The organism is Micromonospora parathelypteridis (assembly GCF_014201145.1).
GTDB lineage: Bacteria > Actinomycetota > Actinomycetes > Mycobacteriales > Micromonosporaceae > Micromonospora > Micromonospora parathelypteridis.
This window is the reverse complement of the sequence record NZ_JACHDP010000001.1, coordinates 6743159-6765613: the sequence shown is the minus strand read 5'-3', so window position 1 is coordinate 6765613 and position 22455 is coordinate 6743159. Positions and strand designations below refer to the sequence as shown.

The 22455-nt window shown below is 72.0% G+C and carries 24 protein-coding genes; 8 read left to right on the top strand and 16 right to left on the bottom strand.

From position 1 onward, the window contains the following. Window positions 1-39: 39 nt before the first annotated feature. Window positions 40-495 carry a hypothetical protein gene (locus HNR20_RS30620; protein ID WP_184187160.1) on the bottom strand — a complete coding sequence of 152 codons (456 nt, stop codon included), beginning with the start codon at window positions 493-495 and terminating at the stop codon, window positions 40-42. Window positions 496-655: 160 nt separating this feature from the next. On the opposite strand from HNR20_RS30620, the gene HNR20_RS30615 reads away from it, so the two are divergent. Together HNR20_RS30615 and HNR20_RS30610 are read left to right on the top strand one after the other, a co-directional pair. Continuing rightward, a complete protein-coding gene (locus HNR20_RS30615) occupies window positions 656-1915 on the top strand; it encodes a sensor histidine kinase (protein ID WP_184187157.1) in 1260 nt (419 codons plus the stop codon). Beyond that, window positions 1900-2547 (top strand): response regulator transcription factor, encoded by a 648-nt coding sequence (locus tag HNR20_RS30610; protein ID WP_184187154.1) that lies wholly within the window; start codon window positions 1900-1902, stop codon window positions 2545-2547. The genes HNR20_RS30615 and HNR20_RS30610 overlap by 16 nt, the downstream gene beginning before the upstream one ends. An 11-nt stretch (window positions 2548-2558) precedes the next feature. Here the strand turns inward: HNR20_RS30610 and HNR20_RS30605 are convergent, their stop codons facing one another. Then, window positions 2559-3281, bottom strand: a complete 723-nt coding sequence (locus HNR20_RS30605) for a TetR/AcrR family transcriptional regulator (RefSeq protein WP_184187151.1) — start codon at window positions 3279-3281, stop codon at window positions 2559-2561. 86 nt (window positions 3282-3367) lie between these two features. Here HNR20_RS30605 and HNR20_RS30600 point away from each other — a divergent pair, with 86 nt between their 5' ends. Continuing rightward, window positions 3368-4231, top strand: a complete 864-nt coding sequence (locus HNR20_RS30600; RefSeq protein WP_184187148.1) for an NmrA family NAD(P)-binding protein — start codon at window positions 3368-3370, stop codon at window positions 4229-4231. 69 nt (window positions 4232-4300) lie between these two features. On the opposite strand, the gene HNR20_RS30595 is transcribed toward HNR20_RS30600, so the two are convergent. After that, complete coding sequence (locus HNR20_RS30595) at window positions 4301-5161, bottom strand: class I SAM-dependent methyltransferase (protein ID WP_229687425.1); 861 nt, start codon at window positions 5159-5161, stop codon at window positions 4301-4303. Window positions 5162-5220: 59 nt separating this feature from the next. Further along, window positions 5221-5847 carry a TetR/AcrR family transcriptional regulator gene (locus HNR20_RS30590; protein WP_184187145.1) on the bottom strand — a complete coding sequence of 209 codons (627 nt, stop codon included), beginning with the start codon at window positions 5845-5847 and terminating at the stop codon, window positions 5221-5223. Window positions 5848-5910: 63 nt separating this feature from the next. Here HNR20_RS30590 and HNR20_RS30585 point away from each other — a divergent pair, with 63 nt between their 5' ends. Then, window positions 5911-7137 (top strand): FAD-dependent monooxygenase, encoded by a 1227-nt coding sequence (locus HNR20_RS30585; RefSeq protein WP_184187142.1) that lies wholly within the window; start codon window positions 5911-5913, stop codon window positions 7135-7137. On the opposite strand, the gene HNR20_RS30580 is transcribed toward HNR20_RS30585, so the two are convergent. Continuing rightward, window positions 7018-7689, bottom strand: a complete 672-nt coding sequence (locus HNR20_RS30580) for a winged helix-turn-helix transcriptional regulator (protein ID WP_184187139.1) — start codon at window positions 7687-7689, stop codon at window positions 7018-7020. The two genes, HNR20_RS30585 and HNR20_RS30580, sit on opposite strands and share 120 nt — an antisense overlap. 105 nt (window positions 7690-7794) lie before the next feature. On the opposite strand from HNR20_RS30580, the gene HNR20_RS30575 reads away from it, so the two are divergent. From HNR20_RS30575 to HNR20_RS30565, 3 genes are read left to right on the top strand one after another with little or no spacing between them, the layout of a single operon-like run. Next, a complete protein-coding gene (locus tag HNR20_RS30575) occupies window positions 7795-8178 on the top strand; it encodes a VOC family protein (protein ID WP_184187136.1) in 384 nt (127 codons plus the stop codon). Window positions 8179-8217: 39 nt separating this feature from the next. After that, window positions 8218-8724: a hypothetical protein gene (locus HNR20_RS30570; RefSeq protein WP_184187132.1), complete on the top strand. Its 507-nt coding sequence runs from the start codon at window positions 8218-8220 to the stop codon at window positions 8722-8724. Window positions 8725-8769: 45 nt separating this feature from the next. After that, window positions 8770-9345, top strand: coding sequence for a maleylpyruvate isomerase N-terminal domain-containing protein (locus HNR20_RS30565; RefSeq protein WP_184187129.1), 576 nt, complete (start codon window positions 8770-8772; stop codon window positions 9343-9345). A gap of 34 nt (window positions 9346-9379) precedes the next feature. Here HNR20_RS30565 and HNR20_RS30560 read toward each other — a convergent pair whose 3' ends face one another. From HNR20_RS30560 to HNR20_RS30520, 9 genes are all read right to left on the bottom strand, one after another. Next, window positions 9380-10855, bottom strand: coding sequence for an aminotransferase class V-fold PLP-dependent enzyme (locus tag HNR20_RS30560; protein WP_184187126.1), 1476 nt, complete (start codon window positions 10853-10855; stop codon window positions 9380-9382). Next, window positions 10845-12146 (bottom strand): amino acid adenylation domain-containing protein, encoded by a 1302-nt coding sequence (locus tag HNR20_RS30555; RefSeq protein ID WP_184187123.1) that lies wholly within the window; start codon window positions 12144-12146, stop codon window positions 10845-10847. The genes HNR20_RS30560 and HNR20_RS30555 overlap by 11 nt, the downstream gene beginning before the upstream one ends. Continuing rightward, complete coding sequence (locus tag HNR20_RS30550) at window positions 12143-13351, bottom strand: cytochrome P450 (RefSeq protein ID WP_184187120.1); 1209 nt, start codon at window positions 13349-13351, stop codon at window positions 12143-12145. The genes HNR20_RS30555 and HNR20_RS30550 overlap by 4 nt, the downstream gene beginning before the upstream one ends. Beyond that, window positions 13348-13578, bottom strand: coding sequence for a phosphopantetheine-binding protein (locus HNR20_RS30545; protein WP_110568593.1), 231 nt, complete (start codon window positions 13576-13578; stop codon window positions 13348-13350). The genes HNR20_RS30550 and HNR20_RS30545 overlap by 4 nt, the downstream gene beginning before the upstream one ends. Then, the gene (locus HNR20_RS30540; RefSeq protein ID WP_184187117.1) at window positions 13556-14653 is read right to left on the bottom strand and encodes a condensation domain-containing protein; all 1098 of its coding nucleotides are present in this window, start codon (window positions 14651-14653) and stop codon (window positions 13556-13558) included. Before HNR20_RS30540 ends, HNR20_RS30545 begins: the two co-directional genes overlap by 23 nt. Further along, on the bottom strand, window positions 14646-15977 hold the full coding sequence (locus tag HNR20_RS30535; RefSeq protein ID WP_184187113.1) for an MFS transporter: 1332 nt from the start codon (window positions 15975-15977) through the stop codon (window positions 14646-14648). Before HNR20_RS30535 ends, HNR20_RS30540 begins: the two co-directional genes overlap by 8 nt. Further along, window positions 15974-17161: a condensation domain-containing protein gene (locus HNR20_RS30530; RefSeq protein WP_184187110.1), complete on the bottom strand. Its 1188-nt coding sequence runs from the start codon at window positions 17159-17161 to the stop codon at window positions 15974-15976. The genes HNR20_RS30535 and HNR20_RS30530 overlap by 4 nt, the downstream gene beginning before the upstream one ends. 274 nt (window positions 17162-17435) lie before the next feature. Next, window positions 17436-18725, bottom strand: coding sequence for an MFS transporter (locus tag HNR20_RS30525; protein ID WP_184187107.1), 1290 nt, complete (start codon window positions 18723-18725; stop codon window positions 17436-17438). A gap of 153 nt (window positions 18726-18878) precedes the next feature. Then, window positions 18879-19364 carry a DnaJ family domain-containing protein gene (locus HNR20_RS30520; RefSeq protein WP_184187104.1) on the bottom strand — a complete coding sequence of 162 codons (486 nt, stop codon included), beginning with the start codon at window positions 19362-19364 and terminating at the stop codon, window positions 18879-18881. A 229-nt stretch (window positions 19365-19593) separates the two neighbouring features. On the opposite strand from HNR20_RS30520, the gene HNR20_RS30515 reads away from it, so the two are divergent. Beyond that, on the top strand, window positions 19594-20244 hold the full coding sequence (locus HNR20_RS30515; RefSeq protein WP_184187101.1) for a LysE family translocator: 651 nt from the start codon (window positions 19594-19596) through the stop codon (window positions 20242-20244). An 11-nt stretch (window positions 20245-20255) separates the two neighbouring features. Here HNR20_RS30515 and HNR20_RS30510 read toward each other — a convergent pair whose 3' ends face one another. Both HNR20_RS30510 and HNR20_RS30505 read right to left on the bottom strand, forming a co-directional pair. After that, window positions 20256-21095 (bottom strand): SDR family NAD(P)-dependent oxidoreductase, encoded by an 840-nt coding sequence (locus HNR20_RS30510; RefSeq protein ID WP_184187098.1) that lies wholly within the window; start codon window positions 21093-21095, stop codon window positions 20256-20258. Further along, entirely contained in the window at window positions 21092-22450 is a 1359-nt protein-coding gene (locus tag HNR20_RS30505) for a flavin-containing monooxygenase (protein ID WP_184187095.1), read from the bottom strand. Before HNR20_RS30505 ends, HNR20_RS30510 begins: the two co-directional genes overlap by 4 nt. Window positions 22451-22455 lie beyond the last annotated feature (5 nt).

Here is a 22455-nt window from a genome sequence, read left to right as displayed (position 1 = left end):
CCCATCGCAGGTGTTACCGGGCTTCGGCCGGATCTCTGGTCAGTGCAGCTCGGCCCGGCCCCGCTTGGGGAACGCGGCGCGCAGTGCGGGGCGACGGACGATGAACGCGACTCGGATGATGGGCAGCATGCAGACAACCTGCAGCACGGCGTACCACGGCGGGCAGACGCCCGGGATCACGTCGACGCCGATGATCGCGATCGGCATGATGACCGTGAGGGCGGCCACTCGCTCGAAGGCCCGCCGGGACCCCCGGGAAGCGGAGACGGCAATCTGGTAGATCGGCAGAGCGGCTACCGGCAGCAGGACCGCCCGGACCCACATGAAGGTGTTCACCAGATGACCGCTGCTCGACACCACGATGACGGCCGCGAGGGCGGCGGCGCTGAGCGCGGCGTACACCTTGATGCTGCCCGTCACGGTGCCGAACGCTCGTCGGGTGTCGGGCCGGTCGAGGTCAGTGGCTGCGGGCGGGGTGTGCGTGTTGGTCTGCATGGTCACCGACGCTAAGAAGCGCTCGGTCGACCCAGTATCCGTCTGGACCCACGGCTGGGTGGGGACAGACCCACTCCCCGGCCGCACAGGGCGGTAACGGGCTCCGCGCGGTGCACAGTGAGAGCAGCGAGAGCACCGGACGGAGAGCGAAGGTAGGGACATGAGGCATCTGGGTTCGTGGCTGGCGCGCGTGGGCGTGGGGTTCGTACGGGCGTGCGTCGTGACGGTCGTCAGCCTTCTGGTCCCGGCCGTGTGGGCCGCCGCCGTGGCGTTGGGGATCTGGTGGGGGGCGGGCAACCCGTGGTCGTGGGTCGCGCCGTTCGTGCTGGTGTGCGTGGGCACGCTCGCCCTGTCCCGTCCGGTCTGCCGGATGGTCCGCTTCCTCGTCGCCAGGTGGACGGCCACCGTCATCCCCAGCGGATACCGGCAGACCCCTCAGGTGACGCAACTGTCCACCGGCTACTGGTGGAACGGCTTCAGCTACGAGCGCACCAGCCGCGACGCCCTCCTGGACCAGAGGTGGCGGGTTCGATGGCAGGACCCCGCCAACTGGCGTGATCTGCGGTTCACGGCGGTCGCGCCGCTCACTGCGGGCGTGGTCGCGTCCCTGCCACCCGCGGGGGTGGCAGCGGCGGCTCTCGGGCTCAGCCAGCCGGCGCCCTCCGCGCGCCTGGTCGGGGCGTTCGGCCTGGTCGTGGCCTTCGTCTCCGCCCCGTACGCCTGGCGGTTTGTCGAACCGGTCGCCGTCCGCTTCCTGCGCCCGACGCCGGCGATGGCGCTGGCCGATCGGGTGGACGAGCTGACCGCCCAGCGTGCCGACGCTACGGTCGCCCAGGCTGCCGAGATCCGCCGGATCGAGCGGGACCTGCACGACGGGGCGCAGGCCCGTCTGGTCTCCCTCGGGCTCTCCCTGGCGACCGCCGAGAAGCTGATGGAAACCGACCCTGTCCAGGCCAGGGCGCTGATGCGGGAGGCGCGGGCCGGTGCCACCGCGTCGCTGACCGAGCTCCGTGACCTGGTTCGGGGCATCAACCCGCCGGTGCTGAACGACCGGGGGCTCGTCGACGCGGTTCGCGCTCTCGCCCTGGACAGCCCGCTCGAAGCGGATGTCAGCGCCGACCTTCGGCTGCGCCTGGACCCGCCGATCGAGTCCGCCCTGTACTTCGGGGTCGCCGAACTGCTGACCAACGCGGTCAAGCATGCCCAGGCGACCCGGGCGCGGATCTCCATCAGCCGGGACACCACCACCATCGTCATCGACGTCGAAGACGACGGTCGCGGCGGCGCCCGTGAGCGTGCCGACGGTGGTCTTGCGGGGCTACGCCGCCGCCTCGCGGTCTTCGACGGCACCGTAGAGATCACCAGCCCGGCAGGTGGCCCGACCCTCGTGCGGATGATGGTCCCATGCGAATCGTTGTAGCCGAGGACCTCTACCTGCTGCGCGACGGCATGGTCCGCCTCCTCGAAGCGTACGGACACCAGGTGGTGGCGACGGCAACCACCGGAACCGAGACGCTCCAGGCGCTCCTGAGGCACCGGCCGGACGTCGCGGTCGTCGACGTCCGCATGCCACCGACCCAGTCGGACGAGGGCCTGCGGGCGGCTCTCGCGGCCCGCCGCGAACTGCCCGGACTGCCCGTCCTGATCCTTTCCCAGTACGTCGAGCAGCTGTATGCCCGGGAACTCCTGGCCGACGGCTCCGGCGGAATCGGCTACTTCCTCAAGGACAGCGTGTTCGACGCCGACCAGTTCATCGACGCCCTGGAACGCGTCGCGGCCGGTGGCACCGCCATGGATCCGGCCGTCATCGCCAAACTGCTGTCCAGCGGGTCCTCGAACCGACGTCTCGAACAGCTCACCGAACGCGAGCGCTCCGTGCTCAGCCTCATGGCCGAAGGACTGTCCAACCATGCCATCGGCCAACGGCTCTTCCTCAGCGACGGCGCCATCAGCAAATACACCACGTCGATGTTCGGCAAGCTCGGCATCACCGACGACGACAACAACAATCGCCGCGTGCTTGCCGTCCTGGCCTACCTGAACAACCCCTGACCAAGCCCCGGTCAGGGGTTGTGCGGTGCGCTCAGCGATCGGTTGAGCCACTCCGTCATGAGCGCGCGTTCGGCATCGCTGAGCCCCGGGAGGTCGGGCACCACCGTGGCGAAGGTGACCGCGACCGCGCTCATGGTCGTGTCGGGTGTCGCCGGCGCGGTCACGAGGATGCTGCTGAGTACGGCATCGAGCATGGCGTCGCCCAGGCCAGGGTCGCGCTTCTCCTCGGACGTCCCCAGTAGGGCGAGAATGGTGCCGTTGCCCGCCGCGTGGATCATCATGAGCGCCCGCTGTTCGTCGACGCGTAGCAGGCCGGCTGCGGCCAGTCGCCGTACGCGGGTGCGCAGCACCTCGATGCCCGCGGCCGTCGCCGGCGACGGCCCGCCGCGCCCCCGGGTGCCGATGAGTGCGTACAGCTCAGGATTGGCCAGTCCGAACTCGACGTGCACGCGCCATCCGGAGCGCAGGTCCGCTACGGGATCACCCGCGGCGGTCTCCACCGCAGCCGCTTTGGCGGACACGTAGGTGGCCATGACGTGTTCCGCGACGGCGTCGATCAGGCCGTCCTTGTCGCCGAACAAGCGGTAGATGGTGGGCGCCTGCACGCCCGCCGCCTGGGCGACCGCTCGGGTCGTCACCGCGTTCGCGCCCTTCTCCCGCAGCAGCTCGCTAGCTGCCGCGACGATGCCGGATCGGACGTCGTCTCGGGATGTCGTGTCCTGCGCCGCAGCCATGAATCAATGCTAACAGCAACTTGTTGCCATCGAATTATCAGTGCTAACGTCGAGACGATAACGCCGTTAGCACAGGAGTGTTCACCATGTTCGTCATCACCGGCGCCACCGGTCAGCTCGGATCCCAGATCGTCGATCGGCTACTCGAACGGGTTCCCGCCAACACCGTGGGCGTCAGCGTGCGCGACGTAGCCAAGGCCGTGAGCCTCGCCGAACGCGGCGTACGGGTCCGCGCCGGAGACTTCACCGACCCGACCACGCTGGAACACGCCTTCGAGGGCGCAGACAAGGTCCTCATCGTGTCCGCCGCCATTCGCGGTGGCGGTGCGGTCGTCGCGAACCGCGCCGCCATCGACGCCGCTCACGCCGCTGGAGCCAAGCGCATCCTGTACACCAGCCACCAGGCCGCCTCCACGGAATCCCTGTTCCCCGCCCAGCTCACCCACGCCGCGACCGAGGAGTACCTGGCAGGGCTCGACGTCCCCTTCACCGCCCTCCGCAACGGCTTCTACGCGAGCACGCTCAGCTTCGCCGTCGGTGCGGCACTCGAAACCGGACAACTCGTGGCGCCGCCGGACGGCCCGGTCTCCTGGACCGCGCACGCAGACCTCGCCGAGGCCGCGGCCATCGCCCTCGCCGAGGACGGCGCACTCGACGGGATCACGCCCGCCCTGACCGCGCCGGAGATGCTCGACCTCGAAGCGGTCGCCGGCGTCCTCACCGACATCACCGGCCGCACCATCAGGCGCGTCGTCGCGGATGACGAGCAGTGGAGGGCGGCCACCATCGCCCGTGGCATGCCCGCGCCAGCAGCGGACTTCACCCTGGGCATGTACCGCGCGGCCCGCCGTGGAGAATTCGCCGTCACCGACCCGACGCTGGAGACCCTCATCGGTCGCCGTCCGACGTCCGTCCGTTCGGTGATCGAGGCCATCGCCTCTCAATCCTGAGGGGCTCGGTGGCAAGACAAGAGCCGAAGGCCGGCCCTCGCCATACGCGGGGGCTGGCCTTCGACGTGCTCAGTGCGCGGCGCGAACCGCCGAGACGAGCCCGCCCGCGCCCTCGTCCTGCTGCGGCGGGGTGGGCGCAGGACGCCCGTAGGCCTCGGCGCGCTCGCGCAGGGTGAAGGTCTCCGCCTCCCAGCCGAGGCCGGCTAGCCAGCCGACCGGGTCCTCCGGCATCTCCCAGACCCACATCGACGCCGCCGAGCCCGAAGCGGCATCCTCGCGGAAGCGTTCGACCACACCGCGCGAGCCCAGTGTGAGGCCCATCCTGCTGCCTGCGGCGGACAGCGCGCCGACCCGTTCCAGCAGCGACTCCACCGCGTCCTCGGGTAGATAGATCAGCAGTCCCTCGGCGATCCACACCGTCGGCCGCGCCGGATCGTGCCCGGCCGCGGCCAGGGCGCCGGGCCAGTCCTCGCGCAGGTCGACCGGGACGGTGATCCGCTCGCAGCGCGCAACGGCACGCTCCTGACGCAGCACCGAGGCCTTGAAGCCCAGCGGTTCGGCCGTGTCGACCTCGAACAACCGCGTACCCGCAGGCCAATCCATCCGGAAGGCCCTGCTGTCCATCCCGGCTCCGAGCAGCACTACCTGCCGAACGCCGGACGCGACCGCCTGATCCAGCAGGTCGTCCAGGAACTTCGTCCGGATGACGATCGAGAAGGCCACACCGAGCCAGCGGCGCCGCGCCGCCTCGTCCGCGCGCGGGGGCGGCGGCGTCCCGGGGTCTCTCCCGCCGGCCGTGGCGAAGGCCAGCGCCAGCGGATCCCGGAACAGCGGCTGCTCGCGTGCCGTCTCCATTGCCCTCACCCGGGCCACGCCCACGGCTGTGGCCCACACCCCGGACGGCTCGATCGGTCCCGCCGCATCAGTCACGCGTTGAGCCTAGCCAGGCGGCGTTTCACCCAACACCGGGAACGTTCGTGGTCACAGCACTAGCGGACGGCGGACAGCCAGGGGCGCAGCGCTGCCGCGACCGCGTCACGCATGCGCCGCTGCAGCTTGCGGGGGTCGTCGAGCGCGCCCGGCTCTTCGAGGAGGACTTGAAGCGCGCCCGTCACCGCACCAAGGAACGCCCCGACCAAGGCGCTCGCCTGCACGGCGTCGAGTTCGTCGGGGAATGCTGCCTGGAGGTGGCGGGCGATCTCGAGTTGCGCGTCGAGTTGGATCTGCAATCCACGGCCGCGCACGGCCGGAACGGTCTGCATGAGCCGCATCCGCAACAGCGCGGTGGGGCTCGCCATCTCGGTGCTGTGGTCGTTGACGTCGCGCAGCGCCCGGACGAGCAGGTCGGCGGGGCTGTCACCGGGCTTGCGGCCGGCGATCGCCGAGACCGCCGCGGCGACGCGCGCGTCGCTTTCGGGAAAGAGCAGTTCCTCTTTGCTGGCGAAGTAGCTGAAGAACGTCCGAGTGCCGATCTCCGCCGCTTCGGCGATGTCGGCGATCTTCGTGCCTTCGTAGCCGTGGCGCTCGAAGAGGTCGACCGCGGCGTCGACGATGGCCTGCCGGGTCCGTTCGCGTTTGCGCTCGCGCAGGGAGGATTCCGCCATGGTCAGCAGCATAATGCACCCAGCGCGTAGCGGCACTGATTGTAATACTGCACTGAGTGCAGATATCCTCCTGGCATGACGAGCATGAAGACCGTGCTGATCTCCGGGGCCGGCGTCGCCGGCCCCACCCTTGCCTACTGGTTGGCCCGCCACGGATTCCGGCCCACCGTCGTCGAGCAGGCGCAGGGCCTGCGCTCCAGCGGCAGCCCCGTCGACGTGCGCGGGCCCGCCGTCGGAGTCGCCGAGGCGATGGGCATCATGCCGAGGCTCCGCGCTGCGGCGACCGACGTGACCACCCTGACCTTCGTGGACGACAGCGGTCGCCGGGTCGGTGGCATGCGGCTGGGTCAGACGCGCGGCGAGGTGGAGCTGCCCCGCTTCGACCTCGCGACGATCCTCCACGAGGCGGCCCGTGATGAGGCCGAGTACCTCTTCTCCGACTCGATCGCCACACTCGCGCAGGACGAGGGCGGCGTCGACGTCACGTTCGAGCAGGCCGCGCCGCGCCGCTTCGACCTGGTCGTCGGCGCCGATGGCCTGCACTCGCGGACGCGCCGGCTCGTCTTCGGGGACGAGGGCCGGTTCGTGCGGCACATGGGCGTCTGGATCGCGACCCTGCCCGTCGACGGCCTCGACCTCGCGCCGCACGAGGTGCTGATGCACAACGCGCCCGGCCGCGCTCTCGCGCTGCACCCGAACCGCGGGGATTCGAGTGCCGCGTTCATCTTCCGTGGCCCGCCGGCGCTCGGCTTCGACCACCGCGACACCGCCGAGCACAAGCGCACACTCGCGGCTGCCTACTCCGGCGGCGGCTGGCGGACACCCGAGCTTCTTCAGTGGGTGCACGCAAGCGACGACCTCTACTTCGACTCGGTGAGCCAGGTCCGGCTGGACAGGTGGTCGGCCGGACGGGTGGCGCTGCTCGGCGACGCGGCATCCTGTGTGTCCCTCTTCGGCGACGGGTCGACCCTGGCGATGGCGGGCGCGGCGACGCTCGCGGAGTCGCTGGCCGCGACACCCGGCGACGTTGCAGAGGCGCTGCGACGCTACGAACAGACCCACCGGAAGCTGGTGGCGCCGAAGCAGCGAAACGTCGCGCGGGCCGCGTCGCTCCTCGTGCCCGCCAGCCGGATCGGAATTACGACCCGCAACGCCGCCACCCGACTGCTGTCGCTGCGAGGGCTACGCACCGACCTGAGCACCAGGCCGACGATCTCCGGCCCCCGCCTCGAGGAGTCGGTGCAGCGCCGCGTCGTCTCCGCTGACGACGACCGTGCCGGCGGTGCGAGCGGTGGCCAGTGAGATGGAGCCGTCGAGCAGGGAGTTGAGCGTCGAAGGGTCGGTGCGCAGGCCGGCGTCGGGGTCCGCTGGTTCGCCGGGTTCGACGTGGACCTGGCCGTCCCGGGTGCGGATGGTCCACACCTGGTCGTTGAGCTCGAACCGGTAGGTGGCCGGCGGCGCCTGCGGACTCGGGTGCCGTGAACCGCGCAGGAACAGCAGCACCGAGGTCGCGCTGAGGTGGGCCGGCGACGGTGGCAGGGGTACGCGTAAGCCCCAGCCGCCGAGGGCCAGCACGATCGGCTCCAGTTCGCGTCCGGACGCGGTGAGGTCGTACACCACCGAGGCCGCGGGCGGCGGCAGCCGGCGCTGGCGCACCACACCGTGGCTCTCCAGCTCGCGCAGCCGGTCGGTGAGCATGTTCGAGCTGACCCCGGGCAGTGCCCGGCGCAGGTCGGAGAAGCGCTGCGGCCCAAGGAACAGTTCACGGACGACGAGCAGCGCCCAGCGTTCCCCGACGACGTCGAGGGCACGGGCGATCCCGCAGGCGTCGCCGTAGCTACGACTGGTCGGCATGGTGGACCCTCCCCCACTCGACTCTGGATGCCAAACACTATCGCGTGGTTGTTTTTAACAACTATAGGCGTTACGGTCTCGCCAAACAGAGACAGGGAGAATTCCATGGGGATGCCAGTGGTGCACTTCGAGATCATCGGGACCGACCCGCAACGGCTGCGCACCTACTACAGCGAGCTCTTCGACTGGCAGTTCGACGTGGGGGACGCCGCCGCCGAAGCGGTCTCGGCACCAGGCAGCTACGGGTTCGTCCACCCCCACGACGGCGGAATCCCGGGCGGCGTCGGCGGTGGCACGGGTTACCCGCACCGGACACTGTTCTATGTCGGCGTGCCCGATGTGGAGGCGGCGCTGCAGCAGGCCGAGCGTCTCGGCGGCACCCGCGTGTCCGGACCGCATCCCAACCGCGACGAGACGTTGGTGGTCGGCTTCTTCACCGACCCCGAAGGACACCTCGTCGGGCTCGCCGCCGCCGGAGCACCGCAGTGAGTTGACCCTCAACCGGGTTGAGGCCCGAGCATCGGCGACATGGACGACCAGCCGACACCCGACCCGACCATGATGCGCATCATCGAAGCGGTGCAGCTCGGCCAATCCGGTACACCGGGCCAGGCCCGCGAGCTGCTCACCGCCCTGTGGGACGAAATCGGCCCCACCGGTGACGCGCTGCACCGCTGCACCCTCGCCCACTACCTCGCCGACCTGCAGGACAACCCCGAGGTCGAGCTGATGTGGGACGAACGCGCCCTGGCCGCCGTCACCGACCTCACCGACGACCGCGCCCAGCAGTACCATCACGCCCTTCAGGTGCAGGGCTTCCTGCCGTCGCTGCACCTGAACCTGGCCGACGTGCACCGACGGCTGAGCAACACGACCCTGGCCCGGGCACACCTGGCGACCGCTCGGAGCCTCGTCGAGCAGTTGCCGGCCGACCAGTACGGCGACCTTGTCCGCGCGGGCATCCAACACGTCGACCAGGCTCTGGCGGCGGGTTCGACGGCCCGCCTCGACTCGCATCCCTCGGTGGCGGGCTGACGATCCCGGTTGCGCCACAGGGGGCCGTGCTGTGAGGGTCGACGGATGACAGCGGTGACCGGCGCCGACCTGCTCCAGGCGGCCAACGAGATGACCCGGGTGCTGCTCCCGCACCGGGAGCGTGACTGGACGGTGCCCGCCGGCACCCTGACCTGGAGCTGCTGGACCACCGCGGCGCACGTCGCGCACGACCTGCTCGCGTACGCCGGCCAGGTCACCGGCCTCCCGCAGGACGCCTACCTGCCGTACGACCTGCGGGTCTCCCCCACCGCGAAACCGGCGCAGGTGCTCACCGTGGTGCACGCCTGCGCCGGGCTGCTCGCCGCCGCGGTCGACACCACCGGGCCGGACGCGCGGGCCTGGCACTTCGGCCCCTGCGACCCGGCCGGCTTCGCCGCGATGGGCGTGGCGGAGACCCTGTTGCACACGTACGACATCACCGTCGGCCTCGGCGTGCCGTGGCTGCCGCCGCAGCGGTTGAGCACGTTGGTGCTGGGCCGGCTCTTCCCGGAAGCCCCGGACGGCCCCGCACCCGACGTGCTGCTGTGGATGACCGGCCGGGTCGAGCTGCCCGGCCGGGCGAGACGCACATCCTGGGTTTGGCGGGCAGCGGTCGACTGACTCGCACCACAGCCGGCTGTGGCGGGCCGGGCGCTCAGCAGCGGATTCGTGGTGCCAGCCGGACGTCGGCGGGACCGTCGCGGTCCAGGTAGGTCGACTCGCAGAAGGCCAGGAAGCGTTCCGCGTCCGCCGCGGTGGACGCCAGACCGAAGGAGACGCGTACCGCCCCGCCGGTCGGCAGCCCCAGGGCGGCGAGATGCTGGTCGATCGTCCCGACGTGCGCGAGGTTCGTACGGCGCAGCAGTCCGGGGTTGATCCCGAAGGCGGCCTCGGCCGAGCCCGGATTGCAGAAGCAACCCGTCCGCAGGGCGAATCCGGCCGCCGATGACTCGAACGCGACGAGCCGCTCGTCGACGAGCGTGCCGTCGGGATAGTGGAAGTTGAACGCCACGGTGCCACCCCGCGCGTCGCCCGTAGACGGCCCGTACACCCGGACCAGCGGCTGGCCGTTGCGGTGCCGCAACGCGGTCAGCCGCTCCAGCAGCCAGCCGGTGAGCAGGCCGACCCGGGTGTGAACGAGGTCCACGCCGATCGAGTCGAGCCAGCGCAGCCCGAACTCCACATCGGGGATGCTGAGGAAGTTGAGCGTGCCGTCCTCGAACCCCGTCTCGTCCCCCATCGGCTGGTGCCAGTCACCCTGGACGCTGACGGCCCGGATGGTGCCACCGGCGAACCAGGGGCGGCGCAGTCGGGTCAGGGCGTCCCGCCGGGCGAGTAGCGCCCCCACACCGGTGGGGTAGCCGAAGAGCTTGTACCAGCTCAGGCAGACGAAATCCGGACGTACGACGCTCAGGTCCAGCCGGTTCGTCGGGGCGAAGGCCGCGGCGTCGAGCAGTACGTCGTACCCGTGCTGCTGGGCCAGGTCCACCCACCCGAGCGGATGCTGCACGCCGGTGAAGTTGCTCTGCGCCGGGTACGCGAAGAGCCCCGCAGGACCCGACCCACGCGCCCAGGGGCGGCCGACCGGCCCGCCTCCACGCGCGGTCAGCGCGGTGATCACGTCGGGTTCGGCCACCCGCAGGTCGGGTCCGGCCGGCGGCACGTAGCGGACCGGTGAGTGGGCCGCGCGGGCGTACTCCCGGATGCCGTTGACGGAGTTGTGGTTGTCCCAGGTCAACACGAGCGGGCGGCCCCGGCCGAAGCCGTACGCCTCGCCCACCAGCCGGCATGCGCCACTGGCGTTGGGCGTGAAGATGACCGCGTACTCGGTGGGGTCGGCGCGGAAGAAGTCGAGCACCGCCCGCCGGGCCGACTCGACCAGCCCGCCGGCCGCCTCGGAGGTGGGGTTCTCCGAGTGCGGGTTGCTGTACAGGCCTGCGAGCAACCGGTCGTGATGGGCGATGACCTGGGCCTGCGCGGCCACCCCGGCGCCGGTGTAGTCGAGGTAGACGCGGCCGTCGCGGTCGAGGTGCCGGTACTCGGTGGCGCGCAACTCGTCGATCCGGGCCGTGCTCGCGTAGGCGGCGGTCGCGGGGACCCGCGCCGCGGACGTCCGCCGCTCAGTCGCCATGTCGAGTGTGGTCGGCTTGGCTCAGGGCACGCCTGTCGAGTTTGCCATTGGGCAAAGTGGACAGCGATCGCACCCGCTCGAACACGGTGGGCACGGCCACGGCGGGCAGCCGGTCGAGCAGGTGTGCGCGCAGGGCCTTCTGATCCACCGGCTCGGCGCAGACGACGTACGCGACACCCTGATAGGGGACGGCGACGCCGGCGAGGAGCACCGCCGGGTGGGCCATCAGGGCGTGCTCGATCTCGGCCGGCTCGATACGCATCCCACCAATTTTAAGCTGCTCGTCAATGCGTCCGTGGTACCGCAGCAGGCCGTCGGCGCCCCTGCTGACCCGGTCACCGGTGCGGTAAACCGTGCCCCCGGACACCACCCCGGGCGAGGAGACGCACAGCTCGCCGTCGTCGATCGAGACCGTCGTACCGGGGATCGGACGGCCGATGGGGACCGGGTCCTCGCCCACCGCGCACCTGTGCACGGTGCTCCAGACGGTGCACTCGGTCGGGCCGTACTCGTTGTAGAGCGTCGCGTCCGGCATTCGCTCGTGGTGCAGGTCGACCAGGCCGGGTGGACAGCTCTCCCCGGCCACGATCACGGTCGTCAGGCTGGGCACCGGCGAGCGCAGCACGAGGCGGTACAGGGACGGGACCATCAGCGTGTGGGTGGGCCGGTGCGCGGCGCCGGCCCGGACGATCGCCCGCACGTCGAACGGTCGGTCGCTCGGGATGACCAGGGTGCCGCCCGTGCACAGCGTCCAGTAGATGCCCGCGACCGAGCTGTCGAAGGAGATGGACGAGCTGAGCATGAACCGTTCGGGTGGGCGGCCGTAGTACTCCAGCCGGGCGCCCGTCGAGTAGCTCAGCGCCGCCCTGGACACCGTGACCGCCTTCGGTACGCCGGTCGATCCGCTGGTGAACAACGTGTACGCGTCCGGCCCGTCCTGCCAGTCGAAGCGGGCCGGACGCAACGTCGCCAGCAGCTTCTCGGTGAGTGTCACGCGCGCGCCACTGCCAGCGGCCATCAACTCGCGCCGGGTCGCGGGGAAGGCCGCGTCGATGGGTACGTAGCGGGCTCCCGCTCTGAGGACGCCGATCATGGCCACGATTGCCCAGCGCGACAGCCGGGTGTGCACGATGACCGGGTCGCCGACGGCCACCCCCTGCTGTTCGAGGTGGAGCGCGACCGCGCCGCTCAAGCCGTCCAGGTCGGCGTACGTCAGGGACTGCTCGGGGTCCACCACGGCCAGCGACTCCCGGCGGGTGCGCAGCTGGGTGGCGAGCGCCTCGGGGATCACCGCCGACCGGCCAGGACCGGCATCCGCTTGATCCCGCCGAGCCAGTTGGACCGTACGCGCTCGACCTCGCCGGCCGGTTCGAAGGACGTGAAGGTGGCGAAGAGTTCCTCGAAGAAGACGCGCAACGTCAGCCTGGCGAATGCCGCCCCCAGGCAGTAGTGCCGGCCCTCCCCAAAGGCCAGGTGCCGGTTCGGGTGCCGGTCCGGGTCGAGGGTGTCGGGGTCGCGAAAGACGGACTCGTCACGGTTCGCCGACCCGAGCCACACCACGACGGCGTCGCCCGCCGCGACGCGTACGCCGCCGAGGGCGGTGTCGCTCGTCGCCAGCCGCATGAAGTGCCCGGCCGGTGAGGCGAACCGAAGCGCCTCCTCCACCGCGCGGCCGATCCGCTCGGGTCGGCGGGCCCAGTCCTCGTAGCGCCCGGTGCGGATCAGCTCGGCCAGGACCGCGCGGGGCACGTGCGGGAAGGCCGCGCTGCCGCCGAGCAGCAGGCTGTAGCAGTTGGCCACGATCGCCCCGGCGCGCAGCGGCATGGCGCCCAGCACGTCCACCAGGTCGCCGCGTGGCCGCCGTCGGTGCGAGATCACCAGGTCGAGCAGGTACGCGAACAGTTCCCGGTGTCCACGGTCGAGGGTCGCGGACGGGCCGCCGGGCAGCATGACGTCCGGGTCGTGTTCGGCCACCGACATGGACACCCACCGGGCCAGAGCGGGCCAGTCCGCCGTCGGGATGTCCATCATCGGTCCCAGGAAGGCCATCGGCAGGGCGGAGGTGAGCGAGGCGAAGTCCAGGAGCCCGTCGGCGGGGCGCAGCATCTCCCGTACGAAGGAACGGATGGCCGGTTCGTGCCGTGCTACCGCACGTGCGGTCATCTGCTGCTGCAGCGGCCCCCGGATGAGGCCGTGCCGCGGCGGGTCGGTCGCCGCGAACTGCTGGTTCTGCGCCGGTTCGGGCCGGCCGAGCATGCTGAGCACCACCCCACCGGTGGAGGTGAACCGGGAATGGTCGGCCAGGACGGTTCTGACGTCGGTGTGGCGGGTGACCGCCCAGAAGCCTGACCCGCCCTGCGCGGGCTGCCAGCTGACGGGATCCCATCGGCGCAGCATCCGCCAGGCGGCGTGCGGGTCGCCGCCACCATGCAGGCCGGGGTCGGCGAGGTCGATCCTGCCCGGGGGGCGGGTGTGCCCACACGGTGGGGTTCTCATGCGGCCAGTACCTCGTCGACCAGCTCGGCGATGGTCGGCTTGAGGAACAGCACTGCGGCGTCGACCTCGACGCCGAGCTGGTCGTAGAGGTCCATCAGCAGGTCGGCGGCGAGCAGCGAATCACCGCCGAGGGCGAAGAAGTCGTCGTCGACCCCCACCGGGGTGACGTTCAACTTCTCGCTCCAGAGCCGGGTCAACATCGTCTCAAGCTCGCTGCGCGTCTGCACGGATCTCCTCCCAACTGTCGATGAATCGGCCGACCAGGGCCTGCATGTCGGCCTCCCGCCACGAGCGGCGGTAGCGCACGCAGACGGTGTAGGCGCCGCCCGCGCCCGGCTCGAGCCAGAACGTCAGCCCGTTGACGGGCAGCAACGGCCCGCCCAGCCCGAGCCCGGGAGGGATCGTCAGCGGCTCGATCCCGGCGCCCTCCGGCACCTGGATCACCTCGAACTGGGCCAGGCCCGGCCCGCCGTCGGCGAACAGCGCGTCGGCCTGCGGCACCGCGTCCAGCAGCACCGGAAACGGGATCTCATGCGCGTACGCCTCGGCGAACGCGCGGTGCACCGCGCCTACCGTCGGCGTGCGCAGCCGTACCGGCAGCGCGTTCATGTACAGCCCCACGGTGTCCCAGTCGGCACGCTGCCGGCCGTGCGTCAGCACGGGAATGACGGCCTCGCCCGGGCTGAGCGGGTCGAGGGCCCGTGCGAACGCGGTGAGCAGGACGACGAACGGCGTGCTGCGCACGGTCCGGGCCACCACGGCCGCCTGCTGCTGAGTGATGCCGCTCGGCGTTCTGATCTCGGCCGTGCCCCCGTCGTCGCCCACGGCCACGCCCGGGGCCAGGGCCGGTACGTCGGCGAGCATCTCGCGCCAGAACGGCACGGACCGGTTGATCCGCTTGGGCGCCGGGGTCGACGTGCCGCCGTAATAGGAGGGGGCCGGCCCGGTCCCCGGCTTCAGCACCTCGCGCAGCAGCAGCCGCATGGACCACGGGTCGGACACGTTGTGGTGCGCCACGAGCAGCAACTCGCGTCCGGCCAGGTACGCCCAGAGCAGGCAGCTCGCGTCGCGCGGGTAACGGCCCGCGGCGGCCGCCGCCCACACGTCGTCGACGACGCGCAGCGGGACCGGCCCCGCACCCAGCACGGGGTGCCGGGCCACGATCGTGTCCAGGGCGTGTTGCAGGGCGGCGGGGTCGGGTTCCGCGGGTAGCCGGACCCCGCCCAGCGCGACGAACCGGTCGGGGTTCGCCGGCCCACCCGTCCAGGAGAGAATGCGCTGGCCGAACGGCTCGTCATGCACGTCGTACACCTCCGATGGCCTTGCCGGCCGGGTCGACCGGCGACCGCTCACGCGGCGCCGGGAAGCGCGTCTCCGGCTGCCCGCCGGCTGGCGCATCGGCCTCGTCCGGCAGGTCACGCCACCGCCGTAGCGGCGAGAAGTACAGCAACAGGCCCGACGCCCACACGCCGACGGCCGCGATCCACAGCGTCGGTCGTACCCCCAGCCAGCTGCCCAGCAGCCCGCCCGCCAGTGCGCCCACCGGCATCACCCCGAAGATCACGAATCGGACCGACGCCGTCATCCTCCCGAGCAGCTCCGGAGGGCAGACCCGTTGCCGGTAGCTGACCGACGCCGAGTTGAAGATGGCGAACACCACCCCCATCCCCGCCATCCCGACCGTGTAGGCGGCCGGACCCCAGCCGGACTGGGCGGCCGGTACGAGGAGCACCGTCCAGCCGATCCCCAGCGGGGCGATCCAGATGATCCGGGCCGTGCCCACCACGCGCGCCAGCCGTGCGGACGCCAGGCCGCCGACGATCCCGCCGACCGTGGTCAGCCCCATCACCACACCGACCATGCCCTCGCTCAGACGCAGGTCGCGCACCAGGTAGAGGACCGCCAACGCGAAGAGCATCTGACTGAACAGGTTGAACGACGCCGCGGCCGCCACCAGCCGGGGCATGACCGGGTGGCGGAACACGAAGGACAGGCCGTCGCCCAGTTCGCGGCGGAAGTCCCGACGCCGCGCCACGGTCGGCCGCTCCTCGGTATCGCGGATCAGCAGGAGGGACGCGGCGTTCACCACGTAGGCGAGCGCGTCGACGCCGGCGGCACGCGCCACGCCCAGCGCCGACACCACCGCGCCGCCCACGCCGTACCCGGCGATCCGCGAGACCGAGTACGTGGTCGTCAGCTTGCCGTTGGCGTCGAGCAGCTGGTCCTTGGTGACGATCGACGGCAGGAAACTCTGGTGCGCGGTCTCGTACAGCACGGTGCAGACGCTGGACAGCAGCGCCACGGTCCACAGTTGCATCATCGTGACCCAGCCGGCCCACGCACCGACGGCGACGGTGGCCACCAGCCCGGCCCGCACGAGGTGACAGACCACCATGACCCGGCGTTTGCGCATCCGGTCCACCCACACCCCGGCGGGCAGGGAGAGGAACAGGTAGGCCACCATCCGGGTGGCGCTGAGGACACCCACCTCCACGGCGGAGGCGTCCAGCACGGTGACGGCCAGCAGCGGGATGACCAGCATCGACACCGCGTCGCCGACCTCGCTGAGGGTCTTGCCCGACCACAACACCAGGAAGTTTCGGTGTCGCCACAGGCTGTCCGTCATGCCGCGTCCTTGACCGCGCGCAGCAGCAGGTCGGTCATGGTGCTCAGGAAGCGTTCCACCTCGTCGCGCCCGTACCCGTTGCGCATCACCCGCATGGTGAGCTGCACGTACGGGTGCACCTCCGCCAGCACGTAGAAGCTGGCTCCGCTCTGCGCGCGGGGAGCGAGGAACTCGATCCGCCCGGGCTCCCACTCCGACGGCGCGGGATCGGCCGCGGCGTCGACCGGCGCCGGGAGGAAGGTGAAGAAGCTGCCGTGGTCGAAGTCCGTCAGCTCGACGGCGAACGGGTCGTACACGCCGTGCTGCAGGGCGCGCGCCGCCGCGACGTTGATGTCACGGGCCAGCGGGCGCAGCGGCCCGTCGGGGTCGCACTCGGCCAGCAGGGGCACCAGCTGGGTCATGGAGGACACCAGGCGCCGCACCGTGGGGTCCATCCGGTTCGCGGACAACTGCCACAGCAGGTGTCCGGGCTGGCCCGTGGTCGTGGCGAGCGCCTGCGCGTACACCGTGAGCAGCAGGGTGGGCAGGGTGACCCCCAGCTGCCGTGCCGCGTCACGAACCGCGCCGTGCGGGATGCCGGTGTGCGCGCAGGCCCGCACCATCGGACCCCGGGTCACCGGCACCCGCGGTGCGGCAGCAACGGTGCGTCGGCGGTATTCGCCGGCCGCGGCCAGCTTGGCCCGGAAGGCGTCGGAGCCTTGGCGTTCGGCGACCTCGCGCGGCGCGGGGGCGTCGGCGGGACGTTCACCGCGCAGCAGTGCGTGAAAGTCGGATTCCAGGATCCGCACCGCGGCGCCATCGGCCGCGATGTGGTGGATCAGCACACGGACCTGGGGTGCTCCACCGTCGTCGGGGGTACGCACCCAGGCCCGCCACGCCGGCTGGGCGGCCAGGTCGAACGGGTCGCGGACGGACGCCTCGGTGAACCGCACGAGTGGGTCGCGCAGGACCACCTGCCGCACGCCGCCGGGATCATCGGCCGCGTGGTACACGGTGCGCAGCGACTCGTGCCGCACGGCCAGGGCGGTGAGCGCCTGCCGCACCTGCTCCTCGGTGGTCCCGACCGGAGTTGACCAGGCGAGGTCCAGGTTGGACTCCCACAGCTGTTCCGGGGGGCGTACCGAGAGGGCTCGCCACATCGAGAGCTGACCCATGGTGAGCGGGTGGTCACCCGAATTCTGCATGGCTTCTCCAGCGTCGAGGGGTGGGTGGGTGGTCGCCTGGCCGGCGACCACCCACCGCGCTTCACACGGCTCTCACTTAACGCAGTCGTCCTTCCGCATCTCCCGCACCTCCTCTCGCCACCGGGGTCGGTCCCCTCCGGCCATCAGTTGGGTTCGGAGGCGTGCCGACGAAGTGGTGCGTCACGGTCAGGTCCAGCTGATGCCACGGTTGCGGACGTTGCGCATGCGCTTCTCCTCTCCCGTAGAGGGCGGCTCCCGAGCCCGCCCGGTGACCTCAGCGTCGGCCGCCGCCAGCTTCGGCGGTAGGGCTGCCAGCGTTCGAAGTCGTTCGGCCTTGTTCGACCGGAACCTCGAACGTCACCGGTGTCGGGGCAGGCCGCCGGGGCCACAGCGGCACGAAGACGAGGACCGCCACCGCACCCGCCAAGCCGCTGAACCCGATCACCGTGGTGGCCGGCCACCGGTCGGCGGCCAGACCGGCCATGACCATCGCCGCCCCCTGGAGCCCACTCAGACCGGTGATGGCCACCCCGAACGCCCGTCCCCGGTACTCCGTCGGCACCGCCCGGCCGAACAACGCGTTCAGCGGGATGGCGAAAGCGCTCGCGGCGCCGGCCAGCACCAACAGCAGCAACATCATCCACAGCGGAGGGACGAGCCAGGCCACCGTCAGCACGCCGGTCGACGTCGCGGCCAGGGGCAGGATGAGTCGTGGCCGGGCCGCCGGCGGACAGAGCCGGGTGAGGGCGACTCCGCCGATGGCCATTCCCAACGGCGCCGCCGCCAGCAACAGCCCGACGGTGCCGGCGCCGCCGCCGTACTCTCGGGCGAGCGGTGCCATCAGCCCCTCGGCGGCGTAGGTGAAGGCGCTGGCCGTCCAGAGGACGAGCACGTAGGACCGCAGCCGGGAGTCGGCGAAGATCACCCGCAGGCCGACCGCCCGGGTACGGCGGGTCGGGCGGGACGGTGGTCGGGGGGCAGGGCGCGAACGCACGCCGATCGTGATCAGCAGGGCGGAGACCAGGAACGTGCCGGCATCCACCAGCAGCGCGCCGCGCAGCGACAGCAACGCCACCAGACTCCCCCCGACGGCGAAGCCGACCACCTGCACGACCTGGGCGCAGATGTTGTCCACGCCGTTGGCCACCGCGTAGCGGTCGCCGTCGAGCACTTCCGGCATCAACGCCGCCCGCGCCGCCACGAACGGCGGTCGCATCAGGTTGACCACGAAGAGGAGCGCCACCAGGGCCGGCGCCGGGAGAGCCGGCAGCGCCGCCAGCGGGATGAGCGCCGCGCGGCCAAGGTCGCACGCGATCATGACGTTTCGCCGGGGGAACCGGTCGGCGAGGCCGGACAGCAGCGGTCCGCCGGTGAGCCAGGCGAGGTAGGAACTGGCGTAGCCGGCCGCCGCAAGGGCGGCGGAGCCGGTTTCGGTGAAGACGAGGTACGCCACGGTCACGGCCGTGAGCTGGTCGCCGGCCAGCGACAACAGGTACGCCCCGAACAGGTGGCGGTATTCGCGCACCGCGAACACCTCGGCGTACGTCGCGGCGCGCTCGGTCACTTCGCCCCCGTCGAGTCCCCCGCGCCCGCTGTCGTCAGGGCGCTCGGCCCAGACCGTAGCCGCGCTGGCGGGGTCGGGGCAGAGACCAGGCGTTCGAACCCGTTCGGATCCGTTCGGAACGAGTTCGGACGACCGAAGGGGAGGTGTTACCCGTCAGCCCCGGCGACGCCAGCGCAGCCACCAGCCGCGGCGGGGCCGGCGGGCCGGCGCGGCGGCGGTTGCCGGCTCGGTGGCGGGCGTGAGCTGCGCGCGTCGGGCGCGCCCGACGCGCCAGTTGCGGACCACCTCGTCGGCGTTCACCGGCCGCACCGCTACCCGGGGACCTTCGGGGTTACGCAGCCAGGCCACGATCTGGGCGTTCAGTTGGGCCACGAAGTCCCGTACGGACTGTTCGGTGGGCAGGTCGCGGACCTCGTCGGGGACCTGCTCGACACGCCGACGCAGTTGCAGTGGGGTGGGCAGGAGCAGGTCGCTGGGCAGCGCCTCACGCTCCAGGAAACTCTTGATCCACCACGACTCGTCGTACGGTGCCCCTCGGCCGGGGATCGGCTTGCCCATGCCGGGCAGGTCGTCGAACTCGCCGCGTTGCGCGGCTCCCCGGATCTGCGCCTCCACGGCCGCTTCCCACGCATCGGTCACCCTGCGGCACCTCCCCTGGCCACCGTAACGCGCAGCCTCCCGACGGCGACGCGCACCTGCAACGGCACAGCGCACCCGGCCCGGTGACCATTCCCGGCGGGCGCCGCCGGGGAGGTTTTCGCCCGGACGACCGGTTTGGCGAGGCAGGCCACGGCCTTCCCGTTGGCCCTGCTCCGCGACGCTCTCCTCGCCTACGGTCGGTGTGAGTGTTCGAGGAACGGGGGCTGCCATGGTGGGCACGGGTGCACTGCTGGGTATCGCGCTGGTGGCGTTGGGGTTGGTGCTCACGCCCGGCCCGAACATGGTCTATCTGGTCTCCCGGTCGGTGGCGCAGGGCCGTCGCGCCGGGCTGATCTCACTGCTCGGGGTGGCGGCCGGGTTCGGCGTCTATCTGGCGGCGGCGGTCGCCGGCCTCGCCGCCGTCTTCGTCCTGGTGCCGACGCTGTACGCGGTGGTGAAGCTTGCCGGCGCCGGCTATCTGCTGTGGCTGGCCTGGCGGACGGTGCGTCCCGGTGGGCACTCACCGTTCACGCCCGCGCCGCTGCCGCCGGACCGGCCTCGTCGGCTGTTCACCATGGGCCTGGTCACCAACCTGCTGAACCCGAAGATCGCCATCCTCTACGTGTCGCTGCTGCCGCAGTTCGTCGACCCGGCGCGGGGGCACCTGGCGGTGCAGAGCCTGCTGCTGGGCCTGACCCAGATCGCGGTGGCGCTGAGCGTCAACGCGCTGATCGTGCTCAGCGCCGGCGCGCTGGCCGGGTTCTTCGCCCGCCGTCCGGTGTGGCTGCGGGTGCAGCGGTGGGTGACCGGGACGGCCCTCGCGGCGCTGGCGGTCCGGATCGCCGCGGACCGGTCCCGCGCGGCGGTCGTCACCCCCTGAGAGCCGGCGGACTAGTGTCCGGGGTCGCGGTGGCGGCGGAGCATCCCGGCGGCCAGCGGCGCGGCGTCCAGGTCACCGGCGGCGAGCCGGGCGGCGAGGGTACGCCGTACCAGGCGGTCGGCCAGCGCGGGCGCGTGCCGGCCGACGGCCATCTCCAGGCGTCCGCGCCTGGTGGTCGCCACGTCCCGGGGCGCCCGCCGGGCGGTGGCGGCGCGCAGGATCGCCGCGACGACGCCGTCGACGGGCTCGGGACGGGACACGCCCCGCAGGGACAGGCCGGCCTCGGCGGTGCTGTCGTGGATGGGTGAGGCGACCATGCTCGGGTAGATCACGCTCACGCCGACGTGGGTGCCGACCTCGTGGCGCAGCGCGTCGGCGTAGGCGACCAGGGCTCGTTTGCTGACCCCGTACGCGGCGGCGAGTGGCAGTGGCAGCACCGCCATCCGGCTCGCCACGAAGATCACCCGCCCGTGGGCGGTGAGCAGTGCGGGCAGCGCCGCGGCGGTGGTCCGCCACGCGGCGAGCAGGTTGACCTCCAACTGCTGGCGGACCACCTCGTCGGGTGGCAGTTCGGCCGGGGCGGGCCCACCGACCCCGGCGTTGTTGATCAGCAGGTCGAGCCCGCCGAGCCGGTCGACGGCGGCCTGCACCGCAGTCGGCACGGCCGCCGGTTCGGTCAGGTCGCAGCCGAGCACCGGCACGGCGTCGTCGGGGCGCGCGTGCAGGTCGAGCCCCACCACCTGGGCGCCGGCGGCGTTCAGCGCGGCGCCGAGATGCCGGCCGAAGGTCCCGCTCGCCCCGGTGACCAGCACCCGCCGCCCGCTGAGCCCGCGCGCCGGGCGGCCGCTCACTGCCCTGCTCCGACCGGCGAGGCGGTGCCGCCCGCGTCGGGGGCGCCGGAGCGGGCGCGGCGGGCACCGGCGGCCAACTCCCGGGTCAGCTCGGCCAGGTAGACGTCGAAGTCGACCCGCATCGCCGGTCGGCGCTGGCCCCACCGGGCGGTCGCCGCCCGCAGTTCGGCCCGGCACGCGGCCCGCTGGCGGGCCGGGTCCGGCAGCGCGTACCGGCCGGCGAGTTGCGCGGCGATCAGCTTTGCCTGCGCCTCCACCAGGGGGAACGCGGAACCGGTCGACTGCATCAGCCCGACGAAGGTCAGGCCGGGGGCGTCGGGGTGGAAGACGTGCCGGTACAACGGCAGGGTGTCGGCGCCCCCACCGAGCAGCGCGGGGTCGAGGAAGGGGACGTCCACCCGGTAGCCGGTGCACCAGATGATCAGGTCGACGTTGTCGCTGCGACCGTCGGTGAACTCGACCCGGTCGCCGTCGAGGGCGGCGACGCCGGGTCGGGCCTCGACGTCGCCGTGGGTCAACCGGGACAGCAGTCCGTCGGAGAGCGTCGGATGGTCCTGCAGGAAGCCGTGCGTCGGCGCGGGCAGCCCGTAGCGGGTGGGGTTGCCGACGGTGGTGCTCAGCATCGCCTGGCTGATGCGCTGGCGCAGTCGCCACGGCAGCCGGCGGGCCAGCGCCCCGTTGAGGGTGTCCGAGGGGCGGCCCAGGAGGTGCTTCGGCACCACCCAGACACCTCGGCGCAGCGACAGCAGGGTGCGGGTGGCGGCGTACGAGGCGTCCACCGCGATGTCCATCGCGGAGTTTCCGCCGCCGACGACCAGGACGCGCTTGCCGGCCAACTGTTCCGGGCCGCGGTAGTCGTGGCTGTGCATCTGTTCGGCGGTGCAGGTGCCGGGGTACGGCGGGCTGGGCAACCGGGGCACCCGGTTGTGCCCGTTGGCGACGACCACGGCGTCGACGGTGACCTCGACCGGCCCGCCTGGTCCGCTCGCGGCCACCGTCCAGGTGCCGCCGGGATCCTGGGTGACCCGCTGCACGGTGTGGCGCAGCCGGATGGTGTCGCCCAACCCGAAGCGGTCGGCGTAGTCGGCGAGGTAGCCGGCGACGCGACGGTGGTCGGGGTAGTCGGGCCAGTCGGTGGGCATCGGGTGGTCGGCGAACTGGGTGCGGCCCCGACTGGTGTTCAGGTGCAGCGTGCGGTATGCGGGCGAGTCGGCTGCCCCGTACACCCAGAGGCCGCCGACCTGGTCGGCGGCCTCGAAGCCGACCGTGGGCACGGCGGCGTCGCGCAGTGCCTTGACGGCGGCGAGCCCGGCCGCGCCGGCGCCGATCACCGCCACCTGAGGTGGTACGCCCATCGCCG

What these genes read in the sequence shown, in the direction of transcription:
- HNR20_RS30585 (WP_184187142.1), top strand. Translation starts at nt 5,911, where the DNA reads ATGACGAGCATGAAGACCGTGCTGATCTCCGGGGCCGGCGTCGCCGGC.
- HNR20_RS30505 (WP_184187095.1), bottom strand. Translation starts at nt 22,450, where the DNA reads ATGGGCGTACCACCTCAGGTGGCGGTGATCGGCGCCGGCGCGGCCGGG.
- HNR20_RS30605 (WP_184187151.1), bottom strand. Translation starts at nt 3,281, where the DNA reads ATGGCTGCGGCGCAGGACACGACATCCCGAGACGACGTCCGATCCGGC.
- HNR20_RS30560 (WP_184187126.1), bottom strand. Translation starts at nt 10,855, where the DNA reads ATGGCGACTGAGCGGCGGACGTCCGCGGCGCGGGTCCCCGCGACCGCC.
- HNR20_RS30535 (WP_184187113.1), bottom strand. Translation starts at nt 15,977, where the DNA reads ATGACGGACAGCCTGTGGCGACACCGAAACTTCCTGGTGTTGTGGTCG.
- HNR20_RS30550 (WP_184187120.1), bottom strand. Translation starts at nt 13,351, where the DNA reads ATGAGAACCCCACCGTGTGGGCACACCCGCCCCCCGGGCAGGATCGAC.
- HNR20_RS30570 (WP_184187132.1), top strand. Translation starts at nt 8,218, where the DNA reads ATGGACGACCAGCCGACACCCGACCCGACCATGATGCGCATCATCGAA.
- HNR20_RS30565 (WP_184187129.1), top strand. Translation starts at nt 8,770, where the DNA reads ATGACAGCGGTGACCGGCGCCGACCTGCTCCAGGCGGCCAACGAGATG.
- HNR20_RS30575 (WP_184187136.1), top strand. Translation starts at nt 7,795, where the DNA reads ATGGGGATGCCAGTGGTGCACTTCGAGATCATCGGGACCGACCCGCAA.
- HNR20_RS30580 (WP_184187139.1), bottom strand. Translation starts at nt 7,689, where the DNA reads ATGCCGACCAGTCGTAGCTACGGCGACGCCTGCGGGATCGCCCGTGCC.
- HNR20_RS30515 (WP_184187101.1), top strand. Translation starts at nt 19,594, where the DNA reads ATGGTGGGCACGGGTGCACTGCTGGGTATCGCGCTGGTGGCGTTGGGG.
- HNR20_RS30530 (WP_184187110.1), bottom strand. Translation starts at nt 17,161, where the DNA reads ATGCAGAATTCGGGTGACCACCCGCTCACCATGGGTCAGCTCTCGATG.
- HNR20_RS30590 (WP_184187145.1), bottom strand. Translation starts at nt 5,847, where the DNA reads ATGCTGCTGACCATGGCGGAATCCTCCCTGCGCGAGCGCAAACGCGAA.
- HNR20_RS30620 (WP_184187160.1), bottom strand. Translation starts at nt 495, where the DNA reads ATGCAGACCAACACGCACACCCCGCCCGCAGCCACTGACCTCGACCGG.
- HNR20_RS30615 (WP_184187157.1), top strand. Translation starts at nt 656, where the DNA reads ATGAGGCATCTGGGTTCGTGGCTGGCGCGCGTGGGCGTGGGGTTCGTA.
- HNR20_RS30610 (WP_184187154.1), top strand. Translation starts at nt 1,900, where the DNA reads ATGCGAATCGTTGTAGCCGAGGACCTCTACCTGCTGCGCGACGGCATG.
- HNR20_RS30600 (WP_184187148.1), top strand. Translation starts at nt 3,368, where the DNA reads ATGTTCGTCATCACCGGCGCCACCGGTCAGCTCGGATCCCAGATCGTC.